The following is a 26,844-nucleotide window of genomic DNA, read 5'->3' as shown; positions in this document are numbered from 1 at the left end:
TTAGCTGTTTTTTCTTTTTTGAACTTGTACAATAAATTCTTTTTCATACTTCTTACCATTTATATAGAAATTCCCCCACATTTTATACGTGCCCTCGGCAGGAAATGTAATTCGGTATTGTAATTGCTCATCCGTATCTACAGGCATAGCGTATAAAAAATTCTCCTTCGTTTCATCCACTATATAGAGTGACTCTACTTCTCCTCTCTCTGAATGCAATTTCAATTTTTCACCCTTTTTCGCTTGAAACTGAAATGTTAACGTAACTGGTTCATTCGGATGTAATGCGCCAAATAAAAGAGAAACTTCATACTCTCCTATTTTTTTTGTAAGTACACTGTCGATTGGAAATTTCACTTTTTTCTTATTGTTCTCCTCTTTCGTTCTACCAAAATTCTTCCTAGCGAATGACTCTACGGACTTATTTTTGTCTTCGTATAAAAATATTGTATATTCTTCGTCTTTTGCTATTTTGGAAGATAACTTATATGACCCGTTCCCTGCAAATGTGGGTTTAATTTGTTGTATGTTTTTTAACTGTCCATCTACAATCACTGCCCGCATTTGATCATTTACACCACGAATTTCATTATTCTTGTTGTTTAACAACTGAAATACAATATCTACTTTCTCATTTCCCTTTCCATTTGAAACATCCCACTTTACTTCCTGAACATCTCCTACAGTCTCTTCGTTTTCTTGATATTTTTTTATGTAAAATCCTCCTGCCACAATAAGTACTAACGCAATAAGCCCAATGACAAGATTTTTCAAAACATCACCTACCATTTTTATTGTCTCTATTCATACAAAACTTCTTAAGATATATATTCTAGATTATGATTTATGAAATCCTCCTATTTTGCACATATTACAAATAATAAAAAGATTTTAATTGAAAGGATTCGTAGTGTATAATGCAAATGATATTGATTTCTATCAATACATTATAAGGAGGACTTTTTTATGAGTGTACATATCGAAGCAAAACAAGGCGAAATCGCTGAATCTATTCTATTACCTGGTGATCCATTACGTGCAAAATATATCGCTGAAACATTTCTAGAGGACGTTACTTGCTATAATAATGTGCGTGGTATGTTAGGTTTCACTGGAACTTATAAAGGAAAACGTGTATCTGTTCAAGGTACAGGTATGGGTGTTCCTTCTATTTCTATTTATGTAAACGAATTAATCCAAAGCTACGGAGTTAAAAATTTAATTCGCGTTGGAACTTGCGGTGCAATTCAAAAAGATGTAAAAGTTCGTGATGTTATTATCGCAATGACGGCTTGTACTGATTCTAATATGAACCGTTTAACATTCCCAGGATTTGATTTTGCACCAGCTGCAAACTTTGACCTTTTAAAGAAAGCTTATGATGCTGGAACTGAAAAAGGATTACACGTTCGTGTCGGTAACGTTTTAACAGCAGATGTGTTTTATCGTGAAAGCATGGACATAGTTAAAAAACTTGGAGATTACGGTGTATTAGCAGTAGAAATGGAAACAACTGCTCTTTACACATTAGCAGCGAAATACGGTGTAAATGCATTATCTGTATTAACAGTTAGCGATCACATCTTCACTGGCGAAGAAACAACATCTGAAGAGCGTCAAACTACATTTAACGAAATGATTGAAATCGCTTTAGATGCAGCAATTCAACAATAATACACTAAAGAACTTGTCATACGTCTGGCGAGTTCTTTTTATGTGACTTTTTATAAATAACTACTTTATAAAGAGACAGATTTCTCCCCTCTACTTTCTTGTAACGTTTGTTATAATGAAGTGAAACTTTAATCAGTGGAGGTTTTTTCCATCCCCCACTGATTATTAGTTGAACCAATCGGATTTAACGGGATAAAGAAATCATTTACAGTATTTCTCATAAGAGGTGACGCAGTGAAAAACAGAAGTATTGTCTTTAAACTATTTTTATTAACATCCACTTTATTTACAATCATATTCCTACTTTTTTTCCTAGGACAATCTCTATTTTTAGAGAAATTTTATATTAATAAGAAAGTAAAAACAGTCCAAACTGCTTTTGAAAAATTCGTAGATAATTATGATAAAAGTGATAAAAGTTATGAGCAGGTTAGAAAACTAAAACAAGAATTTCATGATAAAACAAATGCCGATATGCAGTTTTTGGATTCTAACGGTATTATTAAAAGTGATAACAATTACTATATCGATGTATTTAATCCCAATAATAATAAACAGTATTCCATTCCACTCAACAATCTTTTAACACCAGAAGAATATAATAAATTCGAAAATTTAGGTTTAAAAAAAGATGTAATAATCAATGTTGATGGAGTCGTACAAGAGAATAATATAATCACACCACAAAAATTAGGAACGAATTATAATCAATGGCAGAACGAACATTTCTATTCGGATTTTCAGTCAATTAATGGTAACCCTTCTAAGAACAGACTTGCAAGCCGATACAAATCTACAACTCGAATCGTCTTTACAGGTGTTATAACTAAGTTACAGCTCCCATCCAAAGCGGAGGTTCGTCTTGCAAATGATATTGAAACATTACAAGCCGTTCAATATTTTGCAGATATGATTAGAGAGGGAACTTCTAACTCGAACCAATTAAGTACTTTCATATTAGATGGCGGAGAAAATATAAAAAATAGTATCTTTGTAAAACCGATTATAGAAAATGGAAGGATTACAGAATACGCTTTTGCGATAGCATCTTTGCAGCCTGTTAATGAAGCGATGCTCGTTTTAAAAGATTATTATGTCTATGCCTTAATCATCGTGTTTCTCGTAATTATTTTGTTATCCTTCTACTACTCAAAAATCATTGTTAAGCCATTAATTAAAATAAATCGTGTTACAAAAAAAATGGCTAATTTTGATTTCAGCGAGAAATTACCTGTTACAGCTGACGATGAAATTGGCGGGCTTTCTGGCAGTATCAATACATTATCTGTAAATTTAAAAGATCGAATCGATCGATTAAATGTTGCTAATACAAAGTTACAACAAGATATTGAACGTGAACGTCAATTAGAAAAAACAAGAAAAGAATTCATTTCTGGCGTATCACACGAATTAAAAACACCGCTAAGTGTAATTAGAAGTTTTGCAGAAGGAATTAAAGATGGTGTTAGTAAGGATACTTCGTATTATACTGATGTTATTTTAGAAGAAACAGAAAATATGAACAGGCTGATTGTTGAAATGTTAGAATTAGCAAAGTTGGAATCTGGTACTTACAAACTAGATATGACGACGTTCTCAATCGGTGAATTAACGCAACAAGTCTACACAAAATTATTATTTAGCATGGAAGAAAAACATTTACAAGTGAACATCGATGCAGACCCTTCTATACTTGTTAAAGCAAATCGCAGTCGCATTGAGCAAGTAGTTGTGAACTTACTAAGTAATGCAATCCGTTATACGCCAGAGGGAGAAAAAATACAAGTCTCCATTATAGAAGCAGAAGATACCGTAAAAGTCGAAATCGAGAATACAGGAAACCCTATCCCTGAAGAAAGTCTTGAAAAAATTTGGGATCGCTTCTATCGTCTAGATGCATCACGTAGCCGTCACACTGGAGGTACCGGTCTCGGATTATCTATTGTAAAAAACATTTTAGACCTCCATCATGCCGAATACGGTGTGTATAATACGACTAACAGTGTTGTATTCTATTTCAATTTACAAAAAGTAAAAGAAGTCAAATAATTTGTCTTAATTTCACTAGGAGTTCACATGAAATTCACACTCTCCCTTTATAGTAAGAAACAAGTTAATCCTTTCCTTTACACATATAAAAGAGGAGAGTGCGTGAAATGAAACAAGCAGGACAACCTATTCAAAATGAAAAACAATTAGAAACTATCAAAAATATACTTTTACAATCTTCGAAACGTGATGGCTTATTATTCGTATTAGCTGTAAATTCTGGCTTAAAAGTAAGTGAAATCTTACAATTAAAAGTTAGTGATGTAATCGATGAAAATGAAAATGTTCGCCATTCCATTTTATTTTACAATGAAAAAGTGAAGAAACATAAATGGTTTGCTGTAAATGAAGACTTACAGCACGCAATCGAAGACTACATGAAAGAACGTAAAACTTGGAAACGTAATGAACCATTGTTAAAATCTCAAAAAGGAACAAAATCTATTACGAGACAACATGCATGGTACATTTTAAACAAAGCTGCAAAAGAAGTTGGATTAGAAGGGATTAGCTCACATACACTTCGAAAAACTTGGGGTTATTGTGCATACAAATCAGGTGTTGATATTGCATTTTTACAACACTTCTTTGATCACAGTACTCCATCAAAAACTTTAAAGTATATCGGTATTGCTTAATAACTCTTATACATAAAAAAGGTTACCATTTGAAAATTTGGTAACCTTTTTTATATTTCATATTCTCTTTTCTTGTCTCTCCTATACTGTAGTGGTACTCTAATAATAAGGGGGAGAAATTATGAACACACTTACAATTGAATTACCAAAAGAAACGGCTGAAAAACTTGATTTATTAAAACAAGCTTATGAAAAGAAAACAGGTGCTTCTATCTCTGAGAGCACTCTCGTTCAAACACTTATCTCAAAAGAATTTATCCAGGCGATAACTCCTTTTGATTTGCAACAATTCGTCAACGGAAAAGAACAGCATTAATGCTGTTCTTTTTTTATCTCTATTTAAAATATACAAAGTTTTTTATATATTTTTAGAAAAACCATTGACAATGATAATGATAACCATTATCATTTATTATGAAGCCAACAATTGATGAATCAACCAAACGCTCAGTAACATTGTTACCCCTCTTTTTCATATAGAAAGGCACTGTACATTCCCCCTGTTTGTACAGTGCCTTTCTTGTTTATTATCATTCAAAAAAATTTAATTGCTCCGGCTTCGGCTCACCATATGTAATGTTCATCATTTTCATAAGCTGTTTCGCATTATCTGCTGCATCCCCACCTGAATTGTTGTTAAACAGTACGTATATATCCTTTGTTTTCTTTTTTAATTGCTCTAATCGTTCAACCCATTCTTCCAGTTCTTTATTGTTGTAGCGATATAAACAGCGAACTGCTCTCCAGTTTTCCCCTTTATCAAGCCAACCATGAACATTTCGACCGTGAAAACGTATTAATGCCATGTCTGAATTCGTAACCTCTAACACGAGTGGCACAGAACCTATCCCAGCCTGTGGTTCATCACAAATTGTATGAATCCATTTCTCTTGTTCTAGAAACTGTAACGTCCTATCTCTCATTTCTGGATAAAACCATGTTTGATTTCGAAATTCTATTGCACATGGTAAACCTTCCATTTTTTCTTTCGTATATCGAAGAAAATCTACATTTTTCTTTTTACAATCAAACCATGGTGGATATTGAAATAAAATCGTTTTTAATTTACCAGCTTCAATTAAAGGAAGAATAGATTGTTTATATACATCAAACATCTCATCGAACGTAGAAAAAGGAATTTCACCTTTCATATGTCCTGTCATTCCTTGATATGCTTTTACGATAAAAGAAAAATCTTTCGGTGTTTCCATTGCCCATTTTGTATAGTTTCGTGCAGGTTGCATCGCATAAAATGAGCTATCCACTTCTACTATAGGAAAATACTCGCTGTATGTTCGTAATTTATTTCTATTTTCATAGGGATTTATGTATAAAGAATCATGATCTCCCCATCCTGTCACTCCAATAAACAGCACATATACCCCTCCCTTTTTAACTTCATCTTCTATTCACTTTCCAAACACTTTGCATCATGTAGCCTTTTCTTTAAGAGTATCCTTATAAAAATATGATATACTATATGGAAGAATTTTTAAAATGAGGGGTTATTTATTTATGCTTCCAAACGATGCTACTGTATCTCATGAAAAACGAATTGAAGAACTAGAAAATAAAGTACGTTTTTATGAAGAACTTGTGAATCAATTACCACATCATTTCACATACAAAAATCCACATATTGGTTTACGAATAAAGAAAACTAGAACAACCCATTCCATTCAAGAAATACCAAAAGAGAATAAAGAGGCTCATTTTCAACTTACTTGTGATTCATTATTTTTATTTGAACAACTCGAAAAACACTTTGTACATATTTTTGATGCCTTTTCACATCATGTAACTTTTGTCGATAATAAAGGGAATATTACTTTATGTAATCAAGTTGCTGCAGATGATTTCGGTGTAATACGAAATGATATTATCGGAAAACCGATTCAACAATTACTAAACTTGCCGGAAGAAAAAATTAAAGCGATTGAAACATTAAAAACGGGAACAGAAATATATAATGAAGAAGTTTTAGACAAAAACTATGGCATTATAAATAACCGAATTATTCGTGATTATAACGGGGAGATTTTTAGAGTTATTAGTGTCTTTCATTATTTAAATACAGAACGTGATGCAGAGAAGTTTTCGTTAGCAGGGCGAATCGCAGCTGGAATTGCACACGAAGTACGAAATCCTCTTACAACAGTACGAGGATACTTACAATTTTTACAAGAAAGTGTTTCTCCATCTAATAAAGAACTATTTAAAAATTTACTTATTCCTGAATTAGATCGAGCAAATAGTATCATTACAAAATTTTTATCTCTTTCAAAAACACGTGAATTTAAAAGAGAACCCTTTCCCATTAATACATTTTTACGTGAGTATATTCAACAGTTACTAGCTAGCGAAGTCTTTTTACATAACATTTCAATTGATTATAATTTTTCTACCGAATTAGATGATATATTAGTTCATATTGATCGTCATGAACTTGTGCAAGTTTTTTTAAACTTATTCCAGAACGCTGTCGATGCTCAAGGAGAAAAAAAACTTTCTATCCAAATCACTAGTTACCGCCTAGATAATTTTGTTCGTATTACTTTCACTGATAATGGGACTGGTATTCCACCAGCGATTCAAGACTATATCTTTGATCCATTCTTCTCAACAAAAGATTCCGGCACAGGTTTGGGCTTGTCAGTAACGAAAAAAATTATTCAAAATCATAACGGTACATTAAAAATGACTAGTAATGAAGATGGTACTACTTTTACTATTTCAATTCCAATCTTACCTAAAACAGCCCTTGAAAGATTAAATCAATACAAATAAAATCCAATCCACGAACTGCATGTCAATTGTTACATCCTTCAACAATTGACATGCAGTTTTTATGTTGAACTTTTCTTCTTTACATTATATAAAACCTTCTCTATATTTTACTTATTTTTTGCTAGCTGGGCCGATTTCTTATTTTTTTAGAAATGGTAGTTTGTCCAGCACGGATTTAGTAGAAATTTCATTTTAATATATAGTAATGACTATTGATTCTATGAAAGAAAGGAATGAAAAGATGAACAATAAAAATAAAGGAAAAGTATTTTATGGTAATGATTGTTGTGAAGTCAGAACTTGCAGTCACATTAACATCTCTAAGTCCGAACTTACAGAATTCGTTAGACTTCTTCAAGCTCTTGGCCAAGCTATTCAAGCTGTCTTTCAAAACCCTTCTCAAAATAATATCAATAACTTGATCGCTGCCCTAAATAACTTACAAAAATTCCTCAATTGCTTAGATTTATCTCCAGCACAAAAACAAATTGGAAATTCTATTATTGCTAATCTATTAACTATTTTAAGAACAACACCTTTCTCGTGCGGAGCATTGTACGTTGAGCTACAAAGCTTGCTTAATTATTTATTGTATATCGCTAAGTTATTCAAAGTAGATTGTTGTACGATCGACAAACTAGTTAGACTCATAACAGAGATCCAAACTATCCTAGTTCAATACGGATCAGGTTGTCTTGGAGGTGGAGGAGCAACAGGCGCTACTGGCGCTACTGGTGCTACTGGACCTCAAGGTATCCAAGGACCAGCAGGTGCTACTGGTGCTACTGGGCCTCAAGGACCGGCGGGTGCTACTGGTGCTACCGGGCCTCAAGGACCGGCGGGTGCGCAAGGTGCTACTGGACCTCAAGGACCTCAAGGTGCTCAAGGACCAGCAGGTGTTCAAGGTGCTACTGGACCTCAAGGGCCTCAAGGTATTCAAGGACCAGCGGGTGCTACTGGCGCTACTGGTGCGCAAGGTGCTCAAGGACCAGCAGGTGCTACTGGTGCTACTGGACCTCAAGGACCTCAAGGTATTCAAGGACCAGCGGGTGCTACTGGCGCTACTGGTGCGCAAGGTGCTCAAGGACCAGCGGGTGCTACTGGTGCTACTGGACCTCAAGGTATCCAAGGACCAGCAGGTGCTACTGGCGCTACTGGACCTCAAGGTATTCAAGGACCAGCGGGTGCTACTGGCGCTACTGGACCTCAAGGTATTCAAGGACCAGCGGGTGCTACTGGCGCTACTGGACCTCAAGGTATTCAAGGACCAGCGGGTGCTACTGGTGCGCAAGGTGCTCAAGGACCAGCGGGTGCTACTGGTGCGCAAGGTGCTCAAGGACCAGCGGGTGCTACTGGCGCTACTGGACCTCAAGGTATTCAAGGACCAGCGGGTGCTACTGGTGCTACTGGGCCTCAAGGACCGGCGGGTGCTACTGGCGCTACTGGACCTCAAGGTATTCAAGGACCAGCAGGTGCTACTGGCGCTACTGGGCCTCAAGGTATCCAAGGACCAGCGGGTGCTACTGGCGCTACTGGACCTCAAGGTATCCAAGGACCAGCAGGTGCTACTGGCGCTACTGGTGCGCAAGGTGCTCAAGGACCAGCGGGTGCTACTGGCGCTACTGGACCTCAAGGTATCCAAGGACCAGCGGGTGCTACTGGCGCTACTGGACCTCAAGGTATTCAAGGACCAGCGGGTGCTACTGGCGCTACTGGTGCGCAAGGTGCTCAAGGACCCGCGGGTGCTACTGGCGCTACTGGACCTCAAGGTATCCAAGGACCAGCAGGTGCTACTGGTGCTACTGGCGCTACTGGACCTCAAGGTATCCAAGGACCAGCAGGTGCTACTGGTGCTACTGGCGCTACTGGACCAGCGGGTACGCCAATTCCTGTAACGATCGCAGCAATCGGAAACTCCAATGCTCAAACAATATCACCTGGAATGAATATCCAATTCAACCAAGTTTTCGAAATAAATAATATCGATTTCAATGACACTACAGATACTCTAACAGTTTTAGAAACAGGCGTATATGATATTAGTTTCTCAGCATCTACAACTTTCCCAGGATCTTCACCGTTTGGATTCGGTATTTCATTCAACGGCCAACCACCTACTCGTAATTTCTCAACTAACGTTATCGGTAGTGCTGTATCGTTCTCTACAATCGTTACTTTACAAGCTGGTACAACAATTTCTGTACAACCTACAGCAAACACTATTTCTATTCCAAACACGGGCGATACAACTGCAACACTATCTGTATTCCGAATTTACTAATTTTCACTTGAAAAATATATTTATAATAATATGTATCGTTTAACCGTGCATTAAATCTCTCTTTATATAGAAAGGAGCACTTATTTGGGAGGATAAGTGCTCCTTCTTTACGTTTCTTTACCTCAAATTTACTCTATCTTAATCCTCTTTTTGTATGATAAATAATGAAGTCAAAGATATGAAAGAGGGATGAAAATGAGAGTTATGTCACTAATACGCATTTGGTTTGCTCTTATGGTATGCATTATTTTATGTGTAGGATTTTTTTTAACTCTAAAATATTCCACTATATCAAAAGCAGAGAGAAAGACTGTTCCATACAAACTTTTGTATACAAAACAAAGCAACATCCCTTATTCCAATGCAACAAATAATGAAAAAAAAGTTATAAAAGGAATGCTTATTACGAAAGCTTCTAGTTCCGAGGCGTTACTCCAAATTGCTGAAACGATTAAAGATCAGTATACAAATAAAAAAATCGATGAAATTACACTTTCTATCCACAATGAAAATAATGGTAATTACGAAGAAGAATTGCCTTACGAACCTATTAGTAAAGGCAAAATAATCGTCACATACGATTCCGAATCCTTTGGCAGTACGAATATTGTACTTAATGAGTAATATCATGTATCTCAACGGATATGGATTAATAGCTAATTAAGATAGACAAAAATCTCTACCGATTAAAATTTTATTTTGTTTTCATCCAAAAAAAGAGGCGAATTTTTTTATTCGCCTCTTTCTTTTACCAAAATGAAGGAATCCATTCTTTCACTTTATCAAGCCACTCTTGTTGCTCTTGTTTTCGTTGTTGTTCCTCTTCTTTCCTTCTCTTCTCTTCTTCTTTTCTTCGTTTTTCCTCTTCTATTGTAGTCAATTGTTTTTTATAATCAGCCTCAGATATGAGCGATAACTGGAATGCTTTTTGAGCTGGATTTGCGTTTGCTTTTTTCATAATATCCCGGAACATTGTCGTCGTAATTTGACTACCACCCGGAACATAATGATCGCTATCTGTTTTATCATATCCTACCCAAATCGCACCTACCAAATCTGGCGTGTATCCAACAAACCATGAATCCTTTGCACCGGTGCTCGGGCCATTTACAATTTGAGTAGTTCCTGTCTTACCTGCCGTATCAACATTATTAACTTTCGCCTTTTCGCCCGTTCCCTTTTCGACAACACCTTTTAATAAATATGTCATCTTTTGAGAAATTTTCTCGCTCGTCACTCGTGTCTCTTTCTTATACCACTTTCCAAGCGTTTCACCTTCAGCATTTTGTACCTCCCTAATTGCATGAGCTTCCACTTGGACTCCATCATTTGCAAATGTACTGTATGCTTGAGCCATTACAAATGGAGATGTCCCCACATGCATACCGCCTAAAGCAATCGGATACGTACGATCTTCTGGCACTAATGGGATACCAAATCGCTCTAAAGATTTCAATCCTTTATCTAATCCAATTTGTTCTAATAGCCACACAGCTGAAACATTGTACGACTTTGCCACAGCTTCATACATTGTCACATCACCGTGAAAAGTATGATCGCTATTTTGTGGTTTATATTCTTTAATGTTAAATGGTTCATCTTTTAATATATCGTATACTTCATATCCTTGTTCTAACGCTGGTACATATACAGCCAAAGGCTTTAACGTTGAGCCAGGTTGTCTTTTTAATTGGGTTGCATGGTTAAACTGTAAAAACTGATACGGCCCTCTGCCTCCAACTAGAGCTGGTACACCACCTGTTTTGGGGTTCATAAGAACTACACCCGTTTGCATAAGTTGGTCTGAGCCACTATCTTTGAAATAACTATCATTATTCACAACGTCTTCTACAGCCTGTTGTTTTTTCGGGTCAAGCTCTGTATAAATACGATAACCACCCGCTAAAATTTCATTTTGTGTTAATTCGTACTTTTCCATCGCCTCTCTAACAATATAGTCTACATATTGAGAGTATTTTCCCTTGTATTTATCATCAACGCCACGTTTTAACACAAGTCCGCTCTCTTTTTCTTTATTATACTGCTCGTCAGAAATATACCCTTGCTCTTTCATTAAACTTAATACGACATTACGTCTTTCAATTGACTTGTTAAAGTTTTTATAAGGTGAATACGCAGATGGTGCTTTAATCAAGCCCGCAATCGTTGCAGCTTCTGAAATTGTTAAATCTTTTACATCTTTATCAAAATAAGATTTAGCTGCCCTTTTTATACCCCAAGCACCTTCACCAAAATAAATTTGGTTCATATACATTTCAATGATTTCATCTTTCGTATACGTGCGCTCTATTTTTTTCGTTAAAAAATATTCCTTTATTTTTCGGGAGTATGTGCGGTCTTGTGTCAGAAATACATTTTTCGCAAGTTGTTGTGTTATTGTACTTCCCCCTGCTACAACTTCTCCTGCTGTAATATTTTTAAAAACCGCACTTATAATTCCACTATAATAAATACCATGATGGTTAAAAAATTCCTTATCTTCTACTGCAACAATTGCCTGAACCATAATATCAGGAATATCTTTTCTTTTAACGCCTTCTGTTTTCGAAGAAGCTAATTTAGTTGCGACCTCATTATTTGCATCATAAATTAAAGTCGGTTGTGGAACAGCTTGTTTTAATTCAGATATGTCTTGAATGGAAATTATTATATTTACAGCAATAAATAGAGTAACGAATACACTTCCCAATACAATTAATGAATTACGAAGTTTCTTCCTCTTATTGAACCACTCAAGCATTTTTTTAAAATGAGTGTTCTTCAATTTCATTCGTTCACTTCCTTCATTTATTTACACTCTTCTTTTTAAAAGGAAGAATATACCGCCTTTTAAATTTATTATAATAACGTAGTCATTCCTATAGTGTAAAGCTTTTCTTTTGCATTCATACTTTTTGCAAGAAAAGGACATTCTACAAGTAAGATATTCACTATTGGATATTAATATTATTAATAGAACAACGAGAGTTATGTTAAGTTTTTGTAAACTTTTCGATAAAATGTTTTAAAAAACGACAGTTTTTTGTTAGAATTGATTAGCCAATATATTTTACATATATTACTTTTGTGGGGGTAACAATAATGGTCTTTAAATCAAAAAAAGATAAATTTTCTGAAATGTTAATGAATGTTTCCGAAAATTTAAAAGAAGGCGCGCAGTTTTTCGTGGAGTATAAAATTAAAAATGCTAGCGATTTAAAAGAGTTTTCTATGCGCATGAAAGAGTATGAGTCAAAAGGTGACTCATTTATTCACGAAATCATTATGGAGTTAAACAAAGCGTTTATCACTCCGATTGAGCGTGAGGACATCCTACAACTTGCAATGAGTATGGATGATGTATTAGACGGATTAGATCACAGTGCTGGTCTGTTCGAAATGTATTCTATTACAGAAGCTGATGAATACATGATTAAATTCGTAGAAGCAATTAATCAATGTGCGATTGAGATTGCAAACTCTGTTGAATTAATGTCTAACAAAAAATTAGTCGACATTCGTACAAATGCGATTAAAATTAAGGATTATGAATCACAGTGTGATGATATTCGCCGTCATGCGATTAAGAACTTATTCTCTCGTGAAAAAGATCCGATTAAGATTATTCAATTTAAAGAGATTTACGAAGAGCTTGAAGAAGTAGCTGATAGCTGTCAAAGCGTTGCAAACGTATTAGAAACAATTATTATGAAGAACGCGTAAGGAGTTTGATCATGGATACACTCTTGATACTGACCGTTTTAGTAGTCATTTGCGCTTTAGCTTTTGACTTTATCAATGGATTTCACGATACAGCAAACGCTATTGCAACGGCTGTTTCAACGAAAGCTCTAAAGCCTAGACATGCCATTATTATGGCGGCTATTATGAACTTTTTAGGCGCAATGACATTTACAGGTGTAGCAAAAACGATTACAAAAGATATCGTTGATCCATTCGCCTTACAAAATGGTTCTCTTGTAATTTTAGCTGCTTTGCTTGCGGCGATAGCTTGGAACTTAATTACTTGGTACTACGGTATTCCAAGTAGTTCTTCGCATGCAATTATCGGCTCAATCGCAGGTGCAGCAATTGCGGCCGCTGGGATTAGCTCGCTAAATCTTAAAGGATTTATTAAAATTATTGAAGCTTTAATCATTTCACCGATTATCGCTTTCGTTATTGGTTATATCGTATACAGTATTTTTAAAGTAGTATTTAAAAACTTTAACTTAACAAAAACGAATAAGAACTTCCGTATATTCCAGATTTTCACTGCAGCATTACAAGCCTACACACACGGTACGAATGATGCACAAAAAGCAATGGGAATCATTACGATGGCTCTTATGGCTAATAACTATCATACTTCTAGCGATATCCCGTTCTGGGTACAATTATCTTGTGCTATCGCAATGGGGCTTGGTACTTCTGTCGGTGGATGGAAAATTATTAAAACTGTCGGTGGACAAATTATGAAAATTCGTCCTGTAAATGGTGTAGCTGCCGATTTATCATCATCACTTGTTATTTTCGGTGCAACATTCATTCACTTACCGGTTAGTACGACGCACGTTATCTCTTCTTCTATTTTAGGGGTTGGTGCTTCTCACCGTGTGAAAGGGGTAAAATGGGGAACTGCAAAACGTATGTTAATTACATGGGTTATTACACTTCCTATTTCAGCTTCTTTAGCTGCTCTGTTTTACTACCTATTACATTTTGTTTTCTAATCAAAAGTCGTCTTCCTTATTTTTCTAGGAAGACGACTTTTTTGTGAACAAGCCTATTTCTCATTAAAAAGCGTGTATAATAATTGATGGATAAGTTATTTAGAGGAGTTGGCAATTTTGGAATACATCATGTTACTTTTCATCGGACTAATCGCCGGAACAGTCGGCAGCCTAGTTGGGCTTGGAGGCGGAATTATTATTGTTCCGTTATTAATTGGATTACACAGTTTATCACCACAACTTGCAGTAGGGACTTCTATGGTAACAGTCGTTTTCACAGGACTATCTTCCACCCTTACTTACATGAAGCATAAGCGAGTAGATTATAAAAGTGGACTTATTTTATTTATCGGAAGCGGCCCTGGTGGTATTATCGGATCATGGGCAAATAAATTTTTAAACCAAGACACATTTTCTTTATACTTTGGGATTTTCCTTATATTCGTCTCAATTCTACTTATGCTTCGAGACAAATTAAAACCTCTTTCCCTCTCAAATACGTCTGTAATTAAGCGTTCTTTTACAGATAATGATGGAAATACTGTACACTACCAATTCCCACCGTTTCTTGCTATCTTTATCGCTTTTATAGTTGGGTTTATATCTGGATTATTTGGAATTGGTGGCGGTGCCTTACTTGTTCCAGCAATGATGCTTCTTTTTGCATTCCCAGCACATATTGCAGTAGCAACTTCAATGTTCATCGTATTTCTATCAGCAATTGTAAGTTCTGCAACTCACATCTCACTTGGAAATGTCAGCTGGATTTATGCATTAATCCTGATTCCGGGTGCATGGATTGGCGGAAAAATCGGGGCTTACATTAATACAAAACTAAGTGGTAACGCCGTAATTAATTTATTGCGTATTACGTTAATTATTCTTGGAACTAGATTAATCATTATTTCCCTTTTATAACGTATTCTTTTTAGAATGCGTTTTTCTTATACACATGAATATAAAAATCCTCCGAGGAGAACAAATAAAATTAAACAAACACATAATAACATATAATTTGAAATATGTACTTTCTTCAAGTTGACCACTCCTATAACTGCGACTGTTATCTTTATGATAGCGAAAAAATAGTTCACTTGCAGTTACAGAGTGCTAACAATGCAAAATCAATTATTACAAATTTTATCCTTATATTTCATTTCTTTGTATATTCTATCGATTTAATAAAAAAAGATGTCATATTGACATCTTTTTTAGTGAAGAAGTGACCATCCCATGAAGTCTTCATGTACTTGGCACGCCCTCTTATCCTTTCGATCATATAATTCAGCATAACTATCTGTTTCTTCATCATAAGCCATCGTATAAATAATTTGGCCGTCTACTTCAACGGATAAAACGACTCCACCTTTCATCTCTTCTACATGAATGATAGCATTCGCCGGAATTCTCATATCCGTCATTCTCATCGCATCTAACAATATACTAAACCCCCTACAGCGTATTCATTGCTAGTACTATTACACACTAAATAGTATACTACTGTAATAGCATACATTTCGTCAATGAAATTGCTGTTGAAATAGCATATTGTCTATATACATATACGCTAAAATAGAAGAAATAGAAACATATTAATGGGGGGCTAACATTGATTCTACACAAAGGAGATGTACTATTCCGTCAAGGCGAGGACGGTCCTTTATACTTTATAAAAACAGGCTTATTAAAAGTAGTTCGGCTAGAAGAAAACGGAACACCATTTTTATTCAACATTATCGTTCCAGGTGAAACGATACCTCATCATTCTTTAATTTCACCGAAAGAATATCACGGTACAGCTATCGCTTTAATAAAAACAGAAGTGGAACCGATCACTAGTAGTGAATGGTATGAGAGACTTCAAGCAAATCCCGAATCGTATGCTAACATTGCTATGCAATTGCAATCTAAATTAAGAATGATGCAACAACGAATTGATCAATTGACAACAGTCTCCCCGAAAGAACGTCTTCATCGTTTACAAGAATGGTTCACCCTATATTTAGGTGACATTCCTATATATGAAATATTAACACAAACCGAAATTGGCCAACTGATAGGTATACGCCGTGAAACAGTAAACCGTTTATTACGAGAACAAATAAAAAACGAGGTAAAATAAATACCTCGTTTTTTTGCTTATTGTAAGCTTGTTGCTGGGCCGAAAAATTCATAATGAATATGCTCTTGTTTCACACTTAAATCAGTTAGTGCAGCATTTATATGCTTCATAAATGCTACTGGACCACAGAAATAGAACTCTGCTTCAGTTGTCGGAATAATAGTTTTTAACCATTCACTTTCAATGAAACCTTCTTTATCAAAGTTCTTCATTTCTAAATCTTTTTCAGTCGGTGCAGAATAACAAGTATATGCTTTAACTTGTTCATATTCATTTTCTACTGCCTTAACGTGTTCTTTCATTGCATGTGTATTACTATTTATTGCTGCATGAACAAAATATACATTACGTTTTGAATCTTGTTCAATTAACGTATTTAACATACTCATCATCGGTGTAATCCCCACTCCACCACTAATTAGTACAACTGGTAATATTGAATCCATATTTAACACGAAATCTCCCGCTGGTGCACTTACTGGTAAAACATCTCCTTCTTTTACATGTCCATGTAAGTAATTAGACACTTTACCGTCTGGTGTATCTACACCTTTTTCTTTTTTTACACTAATACGATAATATTCTTTCCCAGGAGCATCGGATAAACTGTATTGACGATTATGTGTATATGTCTCACCTTCAATATTGATTTGAATCGTTACATATTGACCTGGGATGAATGAAGAAACTTTCCCTCCATCTTCAGGTTTCAAATAAAATGACGTAATAACATCGCTTTCCTTCACTTTTTTTACAATCACAAAGTTGCGGAAGTCTTTCCATCCACCTTCTTTATGTGCAGCTTCTTCATACATCTCTGCTTCAATGCTAATGAATGCATCAGCAATTACACCATATGCTTCTCCCCATGCATTTAAAACTTCATCAGGTGCACCTGCGACCTCTTTAATGGCACGTAGTAAACATGTACCTACAATCGGATAATGCTCAGCTTTAATCCCTAAACTTCTATGCTTATGACCAATTTGTTTTACAACTGGAATAATTGCTTCTAAATTATCAATGTACGTTGCAGCTGCATAAACAGCATTCGCTAACGCTTGTTGTTGTCTTCCCTTTTTCTGATTCGTATGGTTGAAAATATTCAACAATTCCGGATGTTCCGAAAATAAAATTTGATAGAATCTCGTTGTAATTTCAACACCTTTTTCTTGTAATAATGGTACTGTTGACTTTACGATTTCAATTGTTTTTGCACTTAACATTGTATCCCACTCCTCTATTTCCTTAACTGTTTTTAGTTTAACTGAATCTTATAAGGCAGATTGTGATTTTAATCACTATTAACACGGTGTTTTTGTGAATAATATATGAACATTGCATTTACAAAAGAAAATAAGCTAACTAGAATTCTAGCTAGCTTATTATTTTGTTTGTATAGCTTGTTCGATTACTTTTATATCTTTCCCATCGCCAAACTCCGTATACCCCCAGATATTCGTTTCACCTCTATATTTATTTACGATAATATCCAAGTCATGATATACACGGTGGGCATACACTACATACTCAATATTTTGAAGTTCCACACCTTTTTTTACAATTTCATAGCTTCTATTTACATCGCGTTTTATTTTTTCATTCTTTATTTCCGTATGTATATTTTTTAAAGATTGTTCTTGTTGTTGAAACCATTGCTTAAATTGATTCCAATCCCCGTCTGTATAATTCTCTGCTTTACCATAATTTAAGAAATTATTATAGCTTTCATGTGTCATTCGAATAAAATCTAGCACTTTTGTCTCTTCTTGCACATCTTCTATTTGAGCTATTGTATTTACCTCAGCAGGCTTATTCGCATAATGTAACAGCACTTTCATAAGACTATAACTCGCAATGATCATCACGATAATAATACCTAATACATTTAACAATTTCTTCATACACAGAACTCCTTCTCTACTAAAAATATTACAACGTATGACTATACTTGTAACATTCTCTCGTAGAAATATAATTCCTGTATTAATTCTTCCTATCATTTCGACAATATTTTTCTATACATTTCTCGTTGGCAAATGTTCTTGTAAAACAATATATCCTTCATAAGCTGTGTAACCGAGTATAATCATTAATCCGATATAACAAGCAAATACTGTCCATTTCGTTTTCGCATCCACTTTATAATAGTTTTCTTGTTGTTCCTTTTCTGTTTTCCATTCATTTAATTTTCTTTCTGACGCTTCAAATGCTTCCCTTATGTGAATTGTATACTCATCTTTTTCATCTTCATATGGAACATAATCTAACGGTTCGAACTTCGGTAAAAGATACTCTAACACTTCCATTTTTTGAAGTTCACCTATTTGTAACTCTTTTTCCCGTTCTCTTTGTCTTAATGCATTCATCTCATGATGCATCACGTATATAGTCCGATGTACAGCACCCGTTTCTTTTAATTCCTCTTCAAGCCTAGTAACATATTCTTTCATCCCATCAATTTTATGCCCTAATTCCTTAATCGGCTCATCTCTCTTTATTACTCTATATAACTCCATACAACCGATAATAACAATAAATCCTCCCAAAATACTTTTAAAGTAAATTGAATAGCCAAGTAATAAAATAAGGCCTGCTCCCCAAATTTTAGTACTGACAACTGAAATAATTCTCCCACCATCTAGCGGCGAAACGGGAATTAAATTAAAGAAATTAATCATACTTCCAAGCAAAATAACAAGCGCCCAAAATGGCTCTTTCGTCATTATATAAAGCGGTATCGCCGGTAAAAATGACAGAAGTCCGAAAAGCGGCCCCATATAGGCAATGTAAGCTTCATCTTTCGCATTTTTCGGCATCTCTTTCATTCCAATAAGGGCCCCCATAAATGGAATAAAGATTGCTGGCGATGTCGGGATCCCCTTTCTTTTCGCAGCCCATAAATGGCCCATTTCATGAACAAACAACAAATAAATGAGCGCTACTCCAAATTTCCAACCATATAGAACTGCGTATGCGCCAAGCGATAGAAACATACTAAATACCGTTGAAAACTTTGCTAATTTAAAAATTGCAAATACCCACTTTAACTTAGACAGTAAAAATAGACCTACCGCAACAATAATTCCCCATAATCCTTTTTTATTATTTTTCATATTCCTCTCCTTTATCTCTCATTAATGAATCATATTCATTCATCAAAGCTTGTTCTTTTCTCTATTATGACATATTTTTTTCTATTGTTAGAAATAATGTTTATATAATCCATTTTCAGCCAAAAATATAAATAAAAGGAGGTGTACACAAATGAATTTACAATCTCTTATAATAGGTGCTCTATCGTTTTTAGCTTCAACTCTTATTTTTTATACCGTTAGTTACGTATTATTATTAGATTTGTTGCCCAATCACGTATTTATTGCCCTTGTCATCCTTTCCGCTCTTATGATTTCTTTTCTTATTACACGAAAATCAATGAATGAGCCATCTGCAAAAGCAAAGTAATAGAGAGGGGTGCTTTCCCCTCTCTATTATCATTTCCTAGGAAAGGCCATATAGATTTGACGAGTTTACATTCATTCCAATCCGTAAGGGCTAATTAAAGGCTCACTTTATCTTTGAAAATTCATTTTTTCACCATAATCTTTAACAATCTGAATTATATTTTGAAACACACCTATTTTTTCTTTTTCACTGTTTAATATTTTCAAATCATAATTTTCGTAATATGTTTCTAATGATTTTAATTGTGATTGTGAAGCGCTTTTTATCAGAACAGTAGCATGCAATTCATATTGCTTATACCCTTCCTTTACTTTTTCACCTAAAATTATTTCACTCTCTTTTGCTCCAATTAATTTTTGAACTTTTTCTGGAAAATTGAGTTGCAAATAATATTCTTGCTCCTTCACTAACTTATTGTATAGTGATTGTGAAATCGTATACCGTACCGTATAATTCACGTTTTGATCGCCTGTTTTAATATGAAATGCGGTAATCTGTAAATCTTTTTTTGTTACTTCTGTTAAAGGGCTTACCTGCATCTCATCTTCTTTTTGTTCTGAGACATTTGGAAATATATCCAAAAGCTTTTCCGTATCTTTTTCATTCAACATATACATAGCTTTCTTATATTGCACCCATCCTCGTCTATCTTCTCCTCTTAACCATGCATAATAAGTTTCTTTTTTCCCATCTCTACTAATTTGTATTTCATATTCAGGTTCACCGAAGCTTCCTGTTATTTCTTGTTTCTCAGCTTTATTCAAAATGTCTATTACTAACTTCGCTTCTGATTCCTGCAACTTTTTCTCTTTATGTTTTTTTTGTATAACGGTTACCCCTATTGTTTCTTTCACTTCATTCACCGTCTCTTCTACTTTTTTTGTTTCTTTTTTCGGCTCAACTTGACCACAAGCTGCTAGTAACATAACAAACAACAACACCAATACATATTTCCCTTTCAAATTAATCCTCCTCTTACGATAAGAAATCCTTATAATCTTCATACATAAAACAAAAACGTGACATCCTATTAAATACGCTATACTAATCATTGAAAGGAGGTCTTTATCATGTCCATTAATTTTCATGATGAAAATAATAAGTACACATATGCAACAAGAAACGCTCATATTTCTTGGGCTGAAATGGTAAAAAACATTACAGAAATACAAAACAAGCAAGTAATTGATATCGGCTGTGGTGGTGGGATTTATACGAAAGAACTCGCTCTTATGGGAGCCAAAAATGTTGTGGGACTTGATTTTTCAAAAGAAATATTACAAGCTGCAAAAGAAAATTGTAACAACTTTTCAAACATTTCATTCATCCACGGTGATGCACATAATATCCCATACCCTAATGAAACATTCGACATAGTTATTTCGCGTGCAGTTATTCATCATTTACAAGACATTCCTACATTTTTACGTGAAGCTTCTCGTATATTAAATAAAAACGGTGTACTTATTTTACAAGATCGAACAATTGAAGATTGTACAATTCCAGGAAGTCCCGAACACATTCGCGGATATTTTTTCTCTCTATTTCCAAAACTTATTGAAATAGAGTCAAAAAGACGTCCAAAAACCAACACTATACAGACAGAATTACAAAAACATTCTCTTCATGTACTTCCCGCACAAACACAATGGGAAATACGAAAAATACATGATTCTGTAGAAGCATTATTGCAAGATTTATCTCCTCGAACAGGTCGATCCATTCTATATGAGTTAACAGATGATGAACTTTCTCAACTTCTACAACATATACAGACCGCATTACAAAACGTCTCTCCTATTATTGAAAGAGATCGATGGACAATTTGGAGCGCCATGAAGTTGTAAGGAAGGAAGCCTCACAAAATAATGTGAGGCTTCCTTTCTTTCATAATCTAATTTTGCAACACTCTTGATATCCTCCACTTCTGGCCTGTGCACTTCCACACTTCGGACATACTAAATATCTAGACTGATTTGTCAATAAACTACCTTTTTGAAAGAGTAAAACTTCTGCTTGTTTAAACGAACGCGAATAATATAACCACATAAAACCAATTATAGCAATAATGCCAAATAATACTCCCATCGCAAGCATTTCAGTCACCTCTTTTGGTTTGTTCTTTCCAGCAAGTGGATTGTTGTATTATTCTCTGTAAATTCAAACAATCCCTTCTTTACTCCTATAAATATCAACTTTCTCTATAAATTTTACAATTCTCCGCAAATTTTTACTCCTATTTTACAATTCATTATTCCTTTTGCAACAACGAATATCACTTTCGATATTTCCATATATAAATATATCTTCCAAAAAACATATTGACTTTCTAAAAAAAACATGCAACAATACTGTCAGAATACTTGAATAAAAATTCATTGACGAGAACGAGTACGTTATAGAACTGTTCCCCAGAGAGTTGGCGATTTGCTGAAAGCCAACGTTCAGTGCGTAACCGAAAATCATCTCCGAGAAGTAGAACCGAATGTTACAGTAAGTTCTTACCGGCCGTCCCCCGTTACAAGGAACACGTATCATGTTGTACGTTGCAAAGCCGTATACATATAGATTTATTTCTACATGTGTAAATTAGGGTGGTATCGCGGGTAAATATAACTCGTCCCTTTCTTTAGGGACGAGTTTTTTGTGTTCTTACAAATGAATGAAAAAGGAGGAAAAACAATGAACACTGTATCAAAAAAACATATTTTTTTCACGGGTCTTATGCTATTTTCTTTATTTTTTGGGGCAGGTAATTTAATTTTCCCTCCCATGCTTGGGCAAAACGCAGGTGAAAACTTTTGGCCAGCAATGATTGGATTTTTACTAACAGGAGTTGGCTTACCACTACTTACTGTTATCGCAATTTCTCTATCAGGAAATGGAATGCAGCAACTTGCAAGTCATGCCCATCCATTATTCGGAATTTTCTTTACAGTAGTTGTATACATTGCCATCGGTCCATCCATGGGCATCCCACGTGTTGCAAATGTCGCTTATGAAATGGGGGTTAGTTCTTTCTTGCCAGAAACAATCCGCTCTAGCAGCCTAGTGCTATTTGTATATACAATCATCTTCTTTACTATCGTATTTTGGCTGAGTTTGAATCCATCTAAACTTGTTGATCGTATTGGGAATGTATTAACACCTATTTTATTACTCTCTATTTTCTTATTATTTGTTAAAAGTGTATTTACACCACTTGGGCAATCAGGACCAGCGATGCAAGAGTATCAAACTTCTCCAATCTTCAAAGGCTTTATGGAAGGCTACTTAACAATGGACACTATTTCAGCACTTGCATTCGGAATTATCGTTGTAAATGCAATTCGCTCTAAAGGTGTGAATGATCGTAAGTCCATTGCCATCGCCACAGCAAAAGCAGGGCTTATTGCCGCTACAGGGCTCGTACTTGTATACGGTGCACTCGGCTGGCTTGGGGCAACTAGCGTCTCGCTCGGATATGCAAAAAATGGCGGACAGCTACTTACTGTTATCGTACAACAATTATTCGGTCCATACGGTTTGCTCCTATTATCTCTTATCGTTACACTCGCTTGTTTAACGACATGCGTTGGACTCGTATCTGCGTGCAGCCAATATTTTTCAACATTATTGACTACATTTTCATACAAAACGTTCGCGAGTATCATTTGCGCATTAGGATTACTAGTTGCCAACTTAGGTTTAACGAAAATTATCGCAATCTCTGTTCCAATTCTACTTGTTGTGTATCCAATTGCGATTGTACTCGTACTACTATCATTACTTCATAAATACTTCGGTGGATATCGCTCTGTTTATGTAGGTGCTTTAATTGGAGCAGCTGTAGTGAGCGTATTTGATGGATTAAAACAAGGTGGTATTTCAGTTTCATTTATCACACCATATTTTGAATTTATCCCTTTATATAATGAAGGAATCGGCTGGCTAATACCAGCATTAGGAGGAGGTCTTATTGGTCTTGCAACGGCTAGGTTAAGCGGTACGAAAAAAGTTCCATTAGTAACCGAATCTCACGAAGTAAAAGCCTCCTAAAAAAACTCCCAAAAGGGAGTTTTTTTACATTTGATACGCAGCATGATTAAAACTGCTTATTTTATAAGCCTTCGTATAATATTCAATATTTGTATCAACTGTTTCTACCTTGACAACATCATAGCGCTCTTCTTGCTTTACTAAAAATAAATAGTATTCCTCTGTTGCCTCAATAATCGCAATTTTATCTGTTTCAACATTATATTGTTCACAAAGCGCTTGTAATGCGTTCACATAATCCCCTAATTTTTTAGACTTATCCATTCCGAATATAGTTTGAACTAACATATACATTCTCCCCTTTATATGTACTGTTAACACCTCAATGATAACGCTTACATTATTTATCGTCAATAAAAACATTCAATTGTTTTAATGCCAAACCTATATTGTATCGAGCCAATAATCAGCGAGGAATTCCCCTCCAATTAAAGCTTCGCATTAACTGCCCGTAAAAGCCCGATTGGTGAGGGCTGATAATCAGTGGGAGAGGAACAACCTCCCCACTGATTAAAGTTTCACTTTATCACTTCGTTAATTGATGCCTAAATGCATAAATAACCGCCTGAGTACGGTCACTTACATTCAATTTATTTAATATATTACTCACATGTGTCTTTACCGTTTTCAGTGCAATAAATAACTCGTCCGCAATCTCTTGATTACTTTTTCCCTCTGCAATTAATAACAAAATCTCAAACTCTCTTTCCGTTAAATCATCATGCAAAGGTTGCTCTTTCTTTTGACGCATACGGGACATCATTTTCCCGGTAACTTTCGGCTCTAATACTGTTTCTCCATCATAAGTAGCTCGTACAGCATCAGCAATATCACTTGCTCTTGATGTTTTTAATAAGTAACTGGTCGCCCCAGCCTCAATAACAGGATACAATTTTTCGTCATCTAAAAAGCTTGTTACAACTACAATTTTTGCTTCTGGCCATTCTTGAATAATAGCACGTGTTGCTTCGACACCATCCATCTCATCCATAACAAGGTCCATTAAAATAATATCCGGTCTTAATTGCAATGCTAACTCTGATCCTTTTCGTCCATTCTCAGCTTCCCCTACTACTTCAATATCTGGCTGTGTAGATAAATATGCCGATACACCCATACGAACCATTTCATGATCATCGACAAGCAATACTTTTATCATACTTCTCCCCCTCTCTCAATCATAATCGGTACTTTTACTTCTATTTGTGTACCTTTGGCCGGGAAACTAAGCACCTTGAGTGTCCCACCAATTTCATGAACACGCTCTTGCATCGATCTTAGGCCATATGAACCTGCCTTATTAACGCCTACTTCAAACCCAACGCCGTCATCAATAATTTTTAAAATCGCATATTGATCAATTTTTCGAAGGCGCACTTCTGTTTTCTTTGCCTTCGCGTGTCGCAACGTGTTTGATAACGCTTCTTGCACAATACGGAATAAATGATCTTCTACACCTTTTTTTAATTCTATTGGCTCAATAAGCCATTCAATTTTCATATGTTGTTTTCGCGATAATTCCGTTAATAATTCCTCTATACCTTCTGTCAGTTTCTTACCTTCCAATTGTACAGGACGTAAATGAAGGAGCAATGCTCTCATTTCTGATTGAGCATTTACAACCATATTTTCAACAAGTTGCAATTGTTTTTTTGTCACCTCTGGAAATTCAGTTATTTGTTCATTAATCGCTGACATCATCATCGACATTGCGAAAAGCTGCTGACTTACTGAATCATGCAACTCCCTTGCTAAACGATGCCTTTCTTGAGAAATCGCTTCTTGTCTCATCTCTTCATTCCAATGAGCTCGTTCATTCGTTACTTTTTGAAAGAGTCCAGCTTGCTCCTCTAATCGACGAGCCAGAACGATTACTTTTCGTTCCACTTCATGAAATTCATCATCTGCAGTAAACGAAACATCGCTCGGAAAATTCCCTCGCTCTACTTCAAATAGAAAAGTATTTAATCCTTGTATACGCTGCTCTATATAATAACCGATTGCATATCCTACAATTCCCCCGATAAGTAAACTTGTAGTCATAATAAACAAGCCAATTGGAACAGAAGCGATGGATTCCTTCCATAATAAATCATACACTTGTTGCTCGCTTTTCCATACATATACAATTGTACAAATGAGTGCGATACTAACTGAGGACAACATAGAATAACGAATATACATCCACGAAATATTTTTTTGTTTCTTCATTATACTTTCCTCACTTCCGTGTCGCCTACGACAAGCGAAGAAATAATTTTAATACGACGAGGAGCCTCTTTATACTGCTCTGTTCTAAATGTAACATTGCGGTTAAACCCTGTCTCTTCATGACCTGGCAAGAGCACACGTCCGACAATAACAGAATGATTTAAAGAAAGTTCAATATCATATGGCACATATAAACGAATATTACCAACGACACCCCGAATAACAATTACCGTTTCCCCTTCTGGAATCATAGCAGTTGTTAAATCTATTTCCACATCACAAGCACCATATTGAACATTAATATCCTCAAGTTCATAAATATGATCCATCATTCGTACATTGCCTACAAACATATTTTTCAAATATGTTTCTGTACGATATATTTGCTTCTCTTCGTCTATAATCCCTTTTTCTTTAATTTCAACCTTCATTGCTTTTTGCTGATGTCCTTGTTGAATCAATTGATAACCAATTAAAGCTAAACAAGCAAATACGACAAGAACAAATGCTGCTGATGAAAATAAGAAAAATAAAAATACGATACCACCAACAAATAAAAATACATTTCCCCGTACATAACGATTCTTTTTACGATAATGCCTTCCAAACATAAGCATAATAAATGCAAAAATGAGACCACCTGGTTCAAAATGTCCAAGTATCATATCAAGAAAAAGACCGAATCCAAATATGATGAGGAGCATCCCCATTAATTGTGTCTTTGAAAAATGTTTCTTCATTTCAGCTCCCCCCTTCTTGTCACATATACATAGAAGAAAAGGCATTGCTTTCCAACACCTTTTCTCCTATCACTATATCATAAGCCTGTTTTATAATATACTACTA

27 protein-coding genes and 1 other annotated feature are annotated in these 26,844 nt (G+C 35.2%); of the genes, 14 read left to right on the top strand and 13 right to left on the bottom strand.

All coding sequences use genetic code 11. From position 1 onward, the window contains the following. On the bottom strand, window positions 1-789 hold the full coding sequence (locus ACUL40_RS27410) for a hypothetical protein (RefSeq protein WP_000232610.1): 789 nt from the start codon (window positions 787-789) through the stop codon (window positions 1-3). 177 nt (window positions 790-966) lie between these two features. Between ACUL40_RS27410 and deoD the strand changes: the two genes are divergently transcribed. The 4 genes from deoD (at window position 967) to ACUL40_RS27390 (ending at window position 4,677) form a co-directional block, all read left to right on the top strand. After that, on the top strand, window positions 967-1,674 hold the full coding sequence (gene deoD / locus ACUL40_RS27405; protein ID WP_000110703.1) for a purine-nucleoside phosphorylase: 708 nt from the start codon (window positions 967-969) through the stop codon (window positions 1,672-1,674). A gap of 234 nt (window positions 1,675-1,908) precedes the next feature. Beyond that, complete coding sequence (locus ACUL40_RS27400; protein ID WP_000797516.1) at window positions 1,909-3,723, top strand: sensor histidine kinase; 1,815 nt, start codon at window positions 1,909-1,911, stop codon at window positions 3,721-3,723. 107 nt (window positions 3,724-3,830) lie between these two features. Continuing rightward, a complete protein-coding gene (locus tag ACUL40_RS27395; protein ID WP_000806236.1) occupies window positions 3,831-4,361 on the top strand; it encodes a tyrosine-type recombinase/integrase in 531 nt (176 codons plus the stop codon). Window positions 4,362-4,482: 121 nt separating this feature from the next. After that, window positions 4,483-4,677, top strand: a complete 195-nt coding sequence (locus ACUL40_RS27390; RefSeq protein WP_001094860.1) for a DUF3924 domain-containing protein — start codon at window positions 4,483-4,485, stop codon at window positions 4,675-4,677. A gap of 214 nt (window positions 4,678-4,891) precedes the next feature. Here the strand turns inward: ACUL40_RS27390 and ACUL40_RS27385 are convergent, their stop codons facing one another. Next, the gene (locus ACUL40_RS27385) at window positions 4,892-5,737 is read right to left on the bottom strand and encodes a DUF72 domain-containing protein (RefSeq protein ID WP_000897361.1); all 846 of its coding nucleotides are present in this window, start codon (window positions 5,735-5,737) and stop codon (window positions 4,892-4,894) included. Between the two features lie 139 nt (window positions 5,738-5,876). On the opposite strand from ACUL40_RS27385, the gene ACUL40_RS27380 reads away from it, so the two are divergent. The 3 genes from ACUL40_RS27380 (at window position 5,877) to ACUL40_RS27370 (ending at window position 10,053) form a co-directional block, all read left to right on the top strand. Continuing rightward, window positions 5,877-7,148 carry an ATP-binding protein gene (locus tag ACUL40_RS27380; protein WP_000937244.1) on the top strand — a complete coding sequence of 424 codons (1,272 nt, stop codon included), beginning with the start codon at window positions 5,877-5,879 and terminating at the stop codon, window positions 7,146-7,148. 241 nt (window positions 7,149-7,389) lie between these two features. Next, a complete protein-coding gene (locus ACUL40_RS27375) occupies window positions 7,390-9,429 on the top strand; it encodes a Gly-Xaa-Xaa repeat protein (RefSeq protein ID WP_445423157.1) in 2,040 nt (679 codons plus the stop codon). Between the two features lie 195 nt (window positions 9,430-9,624). After that, window positions 9,625-10,053, top strand: coding sequence for a hypothetical protein (locus ACUL40_RS27370; protein WP_001265569.1), 429 nt, complete (start codon window positions 9,625-9,627; stop codon window positions 10,051-10,053). Window positions 10,054-10,177: 124 nt separating this feature from the next. Here ACUL40_RS27370 and ACUL40_RS27365 read toward each other — a convergent pair whose 3' ends face one another. Beyond that, window positions 10,178-12,220 carry a transglycosylase domain-containing protein gene (locus tag ACUL40_RS27365; protein WP_000769242.1) on the bottom strand — a complete coding sequence of 681 codons (2,043 nt, stop codon included), beginning with the start codon at window positions 12,218-12,220 and terminating at the stop codon, window positions 10,178-10,180. A gap of 311 nt (window positions 12,221-12,531) precedes the next feature. Here ACUL40_RS27365 and ACUL40_RS27360 point away from each other — a divergent pair, with 311 nt between their 5' ends. The 3 genes from ACUL40_RS27360 (at window position 12,532) to ACUL40_RS27350 (ending at window position 15,080) form a co-directional block, all read left to right on the top strand. Continuing rightward, window positions 12,532-13,152: a DUF47 domain-containing protein gene (locus ACUL40_RS27360; protein WP_000231449.1), complete on the top strand. Its 621-nt coding sequence runs from the start codon at window positions 12,532-12,534 to the stop codon at window positions 13,150-13,152. An 11-nt stretch (window positions 13,153-13,163) separates the two neighbouring features. After that, entirely contained in the window at window positions 13,164-14,162 is a 999-nt protein-coding gene (locus tag ACUL40_RS27355) for an inorganic phosphate transporter (RefSeq protein WP_000380272.1), read from the top strand. A gap of 117 nt (window positions 14,163-14,279) precedes the next feature. After that, window positions 14,280-15,080 carry a sulfite exporter TauE/SafE family protein gene (locus tag ACUL40_RS27350; protein ID WP_000455762.1) on the top strand — a complete coding sequence of 267 codons (801 nt, stop codon included), beginning with the start codon at window positions 14,280-14,282 and terminating at the stop codon, window positions 15,078-15,080. Between the two features lie 293 nt (window positions 15,081-15,373). Here the strand turns inward: ACUL40_RS27350 and ACUL40_RS27345 are convergent, their stop codons facing one another. Next, window positions 15,374-15,601 (bottom strand): hypothetical protein, encoded by a 228-nt coding sequence (locus ACUL40_RS27345; RefSeq protein WP_000883008.1) that lies wholly within the window; start codon window positions 15,599-15,601, stop codon window positions 15,374-15,376. Between the two features lie 170 nt (window positions 15,602-15,771). Here ACUL40_RS27345 and ACUL40_RS27340 point away from each other — a divergent pair, with 170 nt between their 5' ends. Further along, the gene (locus ACUL40_RS27340) at window positions 15,772-16,284 is read left to right on the top strand and encodes a Crp/Fnr family transcriptional regulator (RefSeq protein WP_000600589.1); all 513 of its coding nucleotides are present in this window, start codon (window positions 15,772-15,774) and stop codon (window positions 16,282-16,284) included. A 17-nt stretch (window positions 16,285-16,301) separates the two neighbouring features. Here the strand turns inward: ACUL40_RS27340 and hmpA are convergent, their stop codons facing one another. The 3 genes from hmpA to ACUL40_RS27325 all read right to left on the bottom strand — a co-directional run bounded on the left by hmpA (window position 16,302) and on the right by ACUL40_RS27325 (window position 19,400). Beyond that, window positions 16,302-17,510 carry an NO-inducible flavohemoprotein gene (hmpA, locus tag ACUL40_RS27335; RefSeq protein WP_229173978.1) on the bottom strand — a complete coding sequence of 403 codons (1,209 nt, stop codon included), beginning with the start codon at window positions 17,508-17,510 and terminating at the stop codon, window positions 16,302-16,304. Between the two features lie 159 nt (window positions 17,511-17,669). Further along, window positions 17,670-18,188: a hypothetical protein gene (locus ACUL40_RS27330; RefSeq protein ID WP_000735227.1), complete on the bottom strand. Its 519-nt coding sequence runs from the start codon at window positions 18,186-18,188 to the stop codon at window positions 17,670-17,672. A gap of 114 nt (window positions 18,189-18,302) precedes the next feature. Further along, window positions 18,303-19,400: a site-2 protease family protein gene (locus ACUL40_RS27325; RefSeq protein ID WP_000794502.1), complete on the bottom strand. Its 1,098-nt coding sequence runs from the start codon at window positions 19,398-19,400 to the stop codon at window positions 18,303-18,305. 151 nt (window positions 19,401-19,551) lie between these two features. On the opposite strand from ACUL40_RS27325, the gene ACUL40_RS27320 reads away from it, so the two are divergent. Next, a complete protein-coding gene (locus ACUL40_RS27320) occupies window positions 19,552-19,749 on the top strand; it encodes a hypothetical protein (protein ID WP_001053356.1) in 198 nt (65 codons plus the stop codon). A 107-nt stretch (window positions 19,750-19,856) separates the two neighbouring features. Here the strand turns inward: ACUL40_RS27320 and ACUL40_RS27315 are convergent, their stop codons facing one another. Next, window positions 19,857-20,711: a hypothetical protein gene (locus tag ACUL40_RS27315; protein WP_000677061.1), complete on the bottom strand. Its 855-nt coding sequence runs from the start codon at window positions 20,709-20,711 to the stop codon at window positions 19,857-19,859. A 108-nt stretch (window positions 20,712-20,819) separates the two neighbouring features. Between ACUL40_RS27315 and ACUL40_RS27310 the strand changes: the two genes are divergently transcribed. Continuing rightward, on the top strand, window positions 20,820-21,596 hold the full coding sequence (locus ACUL40_RS27310; RefSeq protein ID WP_445423110.1) for a class I SAM-dependent methyltransferase: 777 nt from the start codon (window positions 20,820-20,822) through the stop codon (window positions 21,594-21,596). A 40-nt stretch (window positions 21,597-21,636) separates the two neighbouring features. Here ACUL40_RS27310 and ACUL40_RS27305 read toward each other — a convergent pair whose 3' ends face one another. Continuing rightward, window positions 21,637-21,846, bottom strand: a complete 210-nt coding sequence (locus tag ACUL40_RS27305; RefSeq protein WP_000880630.1) for a hypothetical protein — start codon at window positions 21,844-21,846, stop codon at window positions 21,637-21,639. 272 nt (window positions 21,847-22,118) lie between these two features. Continuing rightward, window positions 22,119-22,377: a binding site (T-box leader), on the top strand. 54 nt (window positions 22,378-22,431) lie between these two features. Here ACUL40_RS27305 and brnQ3 point away from each other — a divergent pair. Further along, window positions 22,432-23,787, top strand: a complete 1,356-nt coding sequence (gene brnQ3 / locus ACUL40_RS27300; protein WP_229173980.1) for a branched-chain amino acid transport system II carrier protein BrnQ3 — start codon at window positions 22,432-22,434, stop codon at window positions 23,785-23,787. 24 nt (window positions 23,788-23,811) lie between these two features. Here brnQ3 and ACUL40_RS27295 read toward each other — a convergent pair whose 3' ends face one another. From ACUL40_RS27295 to liaF, 4 genes are all read right to left on the bottom strand, one after another. Beyond that, on the bottom strand, window positions 23,812-24,150 hold the full coding sequence (locus ACUL40_RS27295; protein ID WP_119683145.1) for a DUF3922 domain-containing protein: 339 nt from the start codon (window positions 24,148-24,150) through the stop codon (window positions 23,812-23,814). A 163-nt stretch (window positions 24,151-24,313) separates the two neighbouring features. Next, the gene (locus ACUL40_RS27290; RefSeq protein WP_000598707.1) at window positions 24,314-24,946 is read right to left on the bottom strand and encodes a response regulator; all 633 of its coding nucleotides are present in this window, start codon (window positions 24,944-24,946) and stop codon (window positions 24,314-24,316) included. After that, a complete protein-coding gene (locus ACUL40_RS27285; RefSeq protein ID WP_000744329.1) occupies window positions 24,943-25,998 on the bottom strand; it encodes a sensor histidine kinase in 1,056 nt (351 codons plus the stop codon). The genes ACUL40_RS27290 and ACUL40_RS27285 overlap by 4 nt, the downstream gene beginning before the upstream one ends. After that, a complete protein-coding gene (gene liaF / locus ACUL40_RS27280) occupies window positions 25,998-26,738 on the bottom strand; it encodes a cell wall-active antibiotics response protein LiaF (protein ID WP_000716095.1) in 741 nt (246 codons plus the stop codon). Before liaF ends, ACUL40_RS27285 begins: the two co-directional genes overlap by 1 nt. Window positions 26,739-26,844 lie beyond the last annotated feature (106 nt).

This window comes from Bacillus sp. KNSH39 (assembly GCF_052656585.1).
This window is presented reverse-complemented; position numbering and strand designations above follow the sequence as displayed.